The organism is Hyalangium versicolor, assembly GCF_020103695.1.
GTDB lineage: Bacteria > Myxococcota > Myxococcia > Myxococcales > Myxococcaceae > Hyalangium > Hyalangium versicolor.
In genome coordinates this window covers 85920-92509 of sequence record NZ_JAHXBF010000042.1, presented here as the reverse complement: position 1 = coordinate 92509, position 6590 = coordinate 85920, and the positions used below count along the sequence as shown (strand labels likewise).

4 protein-coding genes are annotated in these 6590 nt (G+C 66.8%); 3 read left to right on the top strand and 1 reads right to left on the bottom strand.

The genetic code is table 11. The annotated features are described in order from the left end of the window. The first annotated feature begins 279 nt into the window (after positions 1–279). Positions 280–1542 carry a right-handed parallel beta-helix repeat-containing protein gene (locus KY501_RS48815; protein WP_224372281.1) on the top strand — a complete coding sequence of 421 codons (1263 nt, stop codon included), beginning with the start codon at positions 280–282 and terminating at the stop codon, positions 1540–1542. Positions 1543–1573: 31 nt separating this feature from the next. Here the strand turns inward: KY501_RS48815 and KY501_RS48810 are convergent, their stop codons facing one another. Next, entirely contained in the window at positions 1574–1870 is a 297-nt protein-coding gene (locus KY501_RS48810) for a hypothetical protein (RefSeq protein WP_224372280.1), read from the bottom strand. Positions 1871–2130: 260 nt separating this feature from the next. Between KY501_RS48810 and KY501_RS48805 the strand changes: the two genes are divergently transcribed. Both KY501_RS48805 and KY501_RS48800 read left to right on the top strand, forming a co-directional pair. After that, positions 2131–4341, top strand: a complete 2211-nt coding sequence (locus KY501_RS48805; RefSeq protein WP_224372279.1) for a type VI secretion system Vgr family protein — start codon at positions 2131–2133, stop codon at positions 4339–4341. Positions 4342–4359: 18 nt separating this feature from the next. Continuing rightward, positions 4360–6585 (top strand): type VI secretion system Vgr family protein, encoded by a 2226-nt coding sequence (locus KY501_RS48800; RefSeq protein WP_224372278.1) that lies wholly within the window; start codon positions 4360–4362, stop codon positions 6583–6585. The last annotated feature ends 5 nt before the right edge of the window (positions 6586–6590 follow it).

Sequence of the window (6590 nt, the reverse complement as noted above, 5' to 3'; positions counted from 1 at the left end):
ACGACGCCTGGCCAGAGACTACGAGCGAAAAGAGGAGTCGTCCGAAGCCTTCGTCTACCTGGGGATGATCCGACTGATGCTGGGCCGCCTTGCCTGAATGCCTTGCCTCAACACCCTCTCAGCGGCGCATGCGGAGTGCTCACATGTCTGCTCTTGAATGCCTGTGGATCTGCAACACAGACGGAACGGCGCTCCTCCGAAGACGTGGAGTTTCCGCAGCGGGTGGAGGTTCCTCCCGAGAGGCCACTGCCTCCGGAGCCTGAGGGGCAGAGCTGGTATGTGAGTCCCAAGGGCTCGGATGCGGGGAAGGGAACACGCGAGTCCCCACTGCGCACCATTGGACGGGCCGTGGCGCTCGCCAGGCCAGGCGATGCCATCCGGGTGCAGCCCGGTGTGTACGCGGAGCAGCTCGTCCTGGGGTCGCGGGGTTCGGGCGCTGCCTCCATCCTCCTGAAGGGAGAGGGCCAGCCTCGGCCCACGCTCGTTCCGGGGGACAAGAGCCGGAGCACCCTCATCCGCGTGCGCGGTAGCTGGCGCGTGGAGAACTTCGAGATCGACATCGGCGGCGCTCCGATGATCGCCCTTGCCTTTGAGGCCGGTGCCAGCCAGGCGGCTCTGATCGACAGTGATGTGCACGGCGGAACGGCCGGCGCGGGCGTGCTCGTGGAGGGCGGGCAGGACATCACCCTCCAGCACAACGCCTTGCACCACTTCATCCGGGAGGGAGAGGACTCGCACGGCGTGGCCGTGGTGGGTCCATCGCGGAACATCGTCATCCGCGAGAACGACATCCATCACAACTCGGGGGATTCGATTCAGTGCCAGGCGGGGACGGCTCCCGCGGAGACCCTACTCATCGTGAGCAACACGCTTCACGACGAGGGGGAGAACGGGGTGGACATCAAACGGTGCAACGCCGTCACCGTGCGAAGCAACATCCTGTCGGACTTCCCGAACACGGACATCCGCGCGCCGGGCTCATCGGCGGGCGAGGCAGTGGTCATCCACGAGGCCGCGAGCGGGGTCTCCATCCAGGGCAACCTCATCTCCCGGGCGGGACGAGGCGTCTCCGTGGTGGACAGCTCGTCCACCGAGGACGTGTGGGTGGAGGGCAACGCCATCGAGGACATCCACAACTTCCCCGAAGGTAATGGCCAGGGCATCCGCATCGCGAGCGCCCGGAACGTGACGGTGGTGGGCAACACGATCGGGCGCACGGACAGCTACGCGATGATGCTGGCGGCCGATGGCCAGACCGTAAGTGGGCTCACCGTGAAGGACAACATCCTGCGCGCAGGCTCGCAGCCACTCCTGCTCCGGCTGGGGCGCGAGTCCTTCCGTCCGGGGATGGTCCTGCAGGGGAACTCCTATCTCCGCGGCGGCGTGCTGAAGGCCGACGGCGTGCAGGAGTTGCTCTCGGGGGCGAACCTGGGCTTCCAGGAGGCGTTCACCGGAGAGCAGCTGTGGCTCACTTCTCCGGAGAAACTCGAGGCGTGGCGGCAGGTGCTCCAGGTGGACCAGGGGTCCGGGCTGCTGGAGTGAGTCCCCGCTCTGACGGGCCAGGCGGGGCTCGTCAGTTCGAGGGCTTGGGCTCTTCGTCGGGGACGCAGCGCTCGACGAAGCCAGAGGCATCGCAGTGCGTCTGGGGACCGCACTGCAGGCGACAGGCCGGCTTCTCGCGGGTCTCCTTGGGTGGCGAGGCGCCGACGGTCGGATCCCCCACGAAGTCGTGAGGATCCTTCGGCTGAAGCTGCTGGCCGTTCTGCATGGATTGAGCGCTGTTGGGGCGGTCGGAGCTGCCTGCGGCAGGGCCAGCGCAAGCCGCCACGAGCAGAAGGGAGCCGAGTACGCCAAGAAGCTGTTTTCTCATGACATTCATTATGAGGTTACCGATGTCCCCAGGTGACTTATTTGGGGGAATCCCAAGGTGTCTCCTTCAGGACCCGTGTCTCCCGTGCAGCCCGCGTTCAAGATTCTGGAGAATCGAGAGCACTGGCGATCGAGTGAAGTGCCACGAATGAAACGGTTCTGAGCGGCAGTGTTTGTTGCTGCTAAGCCTGTCTTCCGCACTGCTAAGCTGCCGCTCCCCAGGCAGGTTGATACATGCCTGGGCGGTGGAGGCTGCTTCGCATGCGAGTGAAGGCCGTGCTCTCCCATTCGCAAGTTCCCGTGGAGGCGCAGGTCTCGCGCCTGCACGTCGAGGAGGGGCTGTCGCGCCTCTTCGTGGCCGACATCGAGTGGGTCTGCGCGGAGCCCGATCTGGATCTCGCGGCCATGGTGGGGACGGAGGGCGCCGCCATCGTCGCCGCGGACGATGGCTCCCAGCGGGTGTTCCATGGCCTGGTCGAGAAGGCCGAGTACCTGGAACGCCGGGGGGATCTCTTCGCCTATCGCCTGCGGCTGATGCCGCGTCTTCAAGGGCTCGTCCACCGCGTCCGCACCCGCATCTTCCAGGACAAGAACCTGGTGCAGATCCTCCAGGAGATCTTCGAGGGGGCTGGCATTCCGCGAGAGGACGTGGCCTGGAGTGTGCCCGAAGGGCCCGTGCGCGAGTACTGCACCCAGTGGCGCGAGAGTGAGCTGGCGTTCGTGCTGCGGCAGTTGGAGGACGAGGGCATCTTCTTCTGGTTCGAGCACACGGAGTCGGGTCACATCCTGCACCTGGCGGACTCGCCCGCTGTCCACGAGGCCATCGAGGGCGCGCCGGGGTTGAGCTTCGTTCCCTGGGACGAACGGGAGAGTCGCCGCGAAGTCGTCACGCATGTCACCTATGCGTCCCGGTTGGTTCCGGACGCGGTCAAGGTGCGTGACTGGAACTGGCGCACGCCCCAGCAGCCCGCGGAGGCCTCGGTAGGTGCCCAGGGCGCGGGAGCCCTCGAGCTCTATGCGTTCCCGGCAGGGTTCACCAGCACGGCGGCAGGCAAGCGTCGCGCCGAGGATCGTCTGACCGCCGCGCGCTCCCGTCAGCGCGTCCTGAAGGGCCGGACTCCCAGCCTGAGGCTCGCGCCCGGGCGCCGTTTCCTGCTCTTCGACGCGGAGCCTGCTCCCATCAATCGGGAGTACCTGCTGCTGGAGGTGAGCCACCTCTTCGAGGATGCCGCCGCGGGGACGGTGGCGGACGCGTCGGGCCGCTACCGCGCCAGCTTCGCCGCCATTCCCAGCGACGTGGAATTCCGGCCTCCACGCGTGATACCCAGGCCCCGGGTGCCGGGCAAGGAGCTGGCGGTGGTCACCGGCCCGCCCGGTGAGGAGATCCACGTCGACTCCTTCGGCCGGGTGAAGGTCCACTTCTACTGGGATCGCGAGGGCCCCACGGACGACAAGTCCTCATGTTGGCTGCGCGTCCAGCAGCAGAACACCGCCAGCAGCCAGATCCTCCCGCGCGTGGGCTGGGAGGTGGAGGTGGGGTTCCTCTACGGGGATCCAGATCGGCCCCTGGTTCTCCAGAAGCTCTACAACGCGGACAACCTGCCTCCGTACGCGCTGCCGGACAACCTCACGCAGAGCTCGCTGCAATCCTCGACGACGCCAGGAGGCGGGGGAACGAACGAGCTGCGCATGAATGACGCGTCGGGGGGGATGGAGTTCTTCCTCCACGCCCAGAAGGATCTGTCGCTCACGGCGGGCCACAACCTCTCCGAGCAGATCGCCGTGGACGAGGCGGTGCAGGTGGGCTCCGACTGCTCCGTGAGCATCGGCGCCACCGAGCAGATCTCCGTGGGAGGCAACCAGAGCTCCAGCGTCACGGGCGCGTGGGCGGGGGACACGGCCGGCGCGAAGACGGTGAACGTGGGGGCGGTGGATCAGTGGGGCGTGGGCGGCATGCACTCCATCACCGTGAAGGGCACGCGCGCCGAGGACATTGGCGGGTTGAAGAACGTGCTCGCCGAGAAGGTGTCGGAGACGTTCAACGCCGACCTCTCCACGCAGGTAGGCGGAGCGCTGAGCCTCAACTCCGTGGGGCCCATCGTGGAGGCGGTGGCGGGCGACAAGACGGAGACGGTTCTCGGCGCGAAGCTGGAGATCATCGCCAAGTCGAAGGCGGAGAACATCGGCCTGAACAAGGCGCTCACCGCCGGGGTGGTGAACATCAAGACGGGCAAGAGCATCTCCATGGCTGCCGAAGCGGCCCTGGCCGTCACGTCCGGAGGGCCGATGGTCATCCACTGTGATGGCGACTTCAACATCTCGGGCAGCAGCGTGACGATCAACGTCGGCGGGGCGACCCTGACGGCGGGCGGGAAGCTGAGCGCCACCCCTGGCTCCATGAAGCTCAAGGGAGACAAGGTTGGTGGGGATGGGGCTCAGCTCAAGCTCAAGGGCAACATCAAATACAAGTGAGAGGGCCGGGGCACGAACATGGGTGACGGAAGGAACCTGAGGTTCACGCTGGCCATCGACGGCGAAGAGGTGCTCTCGCACCGCGTCGTCCGCTTCGAGCTGGAGGAAGGCCTCTCCGAAGGGAGCCGTGGCTGGGTGGAGCTGGAGTCCGAGGAGGCGCTGGATGCCACCGAGCTCCCCGGCAAGCCGGTGCGGTTGGGGATCTCCTTCGGCAACGGTCTGCCGGACCGCGCCTTCCATGGCGTCATTCTCGGCACCCGCATGGAGGCCTTTCAGCCGGACCACTTCCGATTGCGGCTCGAGGTCGGTGCGCGGCTGCACCTGCTGGAGCTGGGGCAGGAGGTCCGCCTCTTCCAGAACCAGACCGTCCCCGAAGTCGTCAAGGAAGTGCTCGCGCAGGCGGGTATCCCCAAGGACGCTCAGTCCTGGCCGCTGGAGTCCTCCTACCCCAAGTACGACGCGCTCACGCAGTACAACGAGAGCGATTGGGCCTTCCTCCGGCGTTTGCTGGCACGCGAGGGTATTGCCTTCGTGGTACGCAATGACGTGGATGCGGAGAAGTTCGTCTTCTTCGACGGCTCCGATGGCCTGGCCCCCGTGGAGGGAGAGCTTGTCCTCATGGATCGCGCGAGCACCTCCACTGCGGAGGACACCGTGCTGCGGATCCAGGAGCGGCGCGCCGCGGCCTCGGACTCGGTGATGGTGCGCGACTATGATCCGCGGCGGCCCACCGTGAACCTCAGCCATACGGAGAAGGCCGAGGGCTCACGTGGGCGAGAGGTGTACCTGCACCCGGGCGGCTTCGAGGAGCTGGCGGAGGGCAAGCGGCTGGCGAAACGAGCCGTGGAGCGGCTCCAGGTGGACACCCACCTCCGCGAGGGGACGACGGACTGCCCCTTCCTGGAGCCGGGGCGCACCGTGGCCATGGAGGGACATCTCCGGCTCGAACTCAATGGACAGATGTTGCTGCTCTCCGTGGTGCACCGCGGCGGGCTTCTCCAGGGAGAGCCCGGGACCTTCGAGCAGACCTACGAGAACTCCTTCCGCGCCATTCCCCACGACACGCCCTTCCGCCCTCCGCTGCCGCCCGAGCCGCGCACGCCCGGGGTGCAGGTGGCCTTCGTCACAGGCCCCTCGGGTCAGGAGCTGCACGGCAACGAGCATGGCGAAGTGCGCGTGCGCTTCCCCTGGGATCGCTCGGGCATCCAGGATGACCGCAGCTCGCCCTGGCTCCGCGTAGGGCAGGTCGCCCTGGGGGGATCGATGATCATCCCCCGCGTGGGCTTCGAGGTTCTGGTGGATCATGAGTTGGGAACGTGGGACCGGCCCCTCGTCACCGGCCACCTCTATAACGGCGAGGCGCAGCCCCCCTACGCGCTGCCGGATCACGCCACGCTGAGCTCCTTGCAGACAGCCACGACGGATGGGGGCCCGGGAGCCAACGAGCTGCGCTTCGAGGATGCAGCAGGGGCCGAGGAGATCTTTCTCAATGCCTCGCACGACCTCACCGTCTCGGTGGAGCATGACGCCTCGATGCGCGTGCTCGTGGACGAGGCGGCTCAGGTGAGCGGCAACCGCACCTTCAGCGTGGGCGCCAACCTCACGGAGCAGATCACCTCCGATCGCACGCTCCAGGTCGGGGCCAACCAGAGCCTGAGCGTGGGGGCAGACCTCTCGGAGGCGGTCGGCGGAAGCTCGACGGTCACGGTGGGAGCGGCACGCAAGCTGACGGTGGGAGGAGACCTGTCGGAGAACACACAAGGCGCTCTCAATCGCAGCGTGGGAGGCTTGCAGTCCCTCACCGGAATCGCTGGCTACGATCGCAAGGTGGTGGGCGGCGTGAAGACGAGCGTGGGAGCGGCCTGGCTGGAGGTCTGCGCCAAGAGCCGCTCGACCACCTGTGGCCCCACGCGCGTGGAGACGGTGGGAGCCCTGAAGATGGTGAAGGCCAAGACGGTGGCGGTCTCTTGTGGCACGGCCTACGTGATGAACGCCGCGGCGGAGACGGTGAAGTGTGGCGGAGACCGGACCGACAAGGCGGGCGCGGCACTGGCGCTCTCCGCGGGAGGAGGCCTCAGCGTCAAGGCGAACAACATCAACATCACCGGAGAGAGCAAGGTGGTGTTGCGCGTGGGCGGTTCGGTGCTCGAAGTCACTCCCACGGGAGTCCGGATCAAGTCCTCGGATGTGAAGCTCGAGGGCGTGAAGAAGCTGGGCTCGACCATCGGTCATGAGAGCAACTGAGGCCA

Bases quoted from the DNA above. Each gene is read 5' to 3' on its own strand.
- KY501_RS48800 (WP_224372278.1), top strand. From the start codon at position 4,360: ATGGGTGACGGAAGGAACCTGAGGTTCACGCTGGCCATCGACGGCGAA.
- KY501_RS48805 (WP_224372279.1), top strand. From the start codon at position 2,131: ATGCGAGTGAAGGCCGTGCTCTCCCATTCGCAAGTTCCCGTGGAGGCG.
- KY501_RS48810 (WP_224372280.1), bottom strand. From the start codon at position 1,870: ATGAGAAAACAGCTTCTTGGCGTACTCGGCTCCCTTCTGCTCGTGGCG.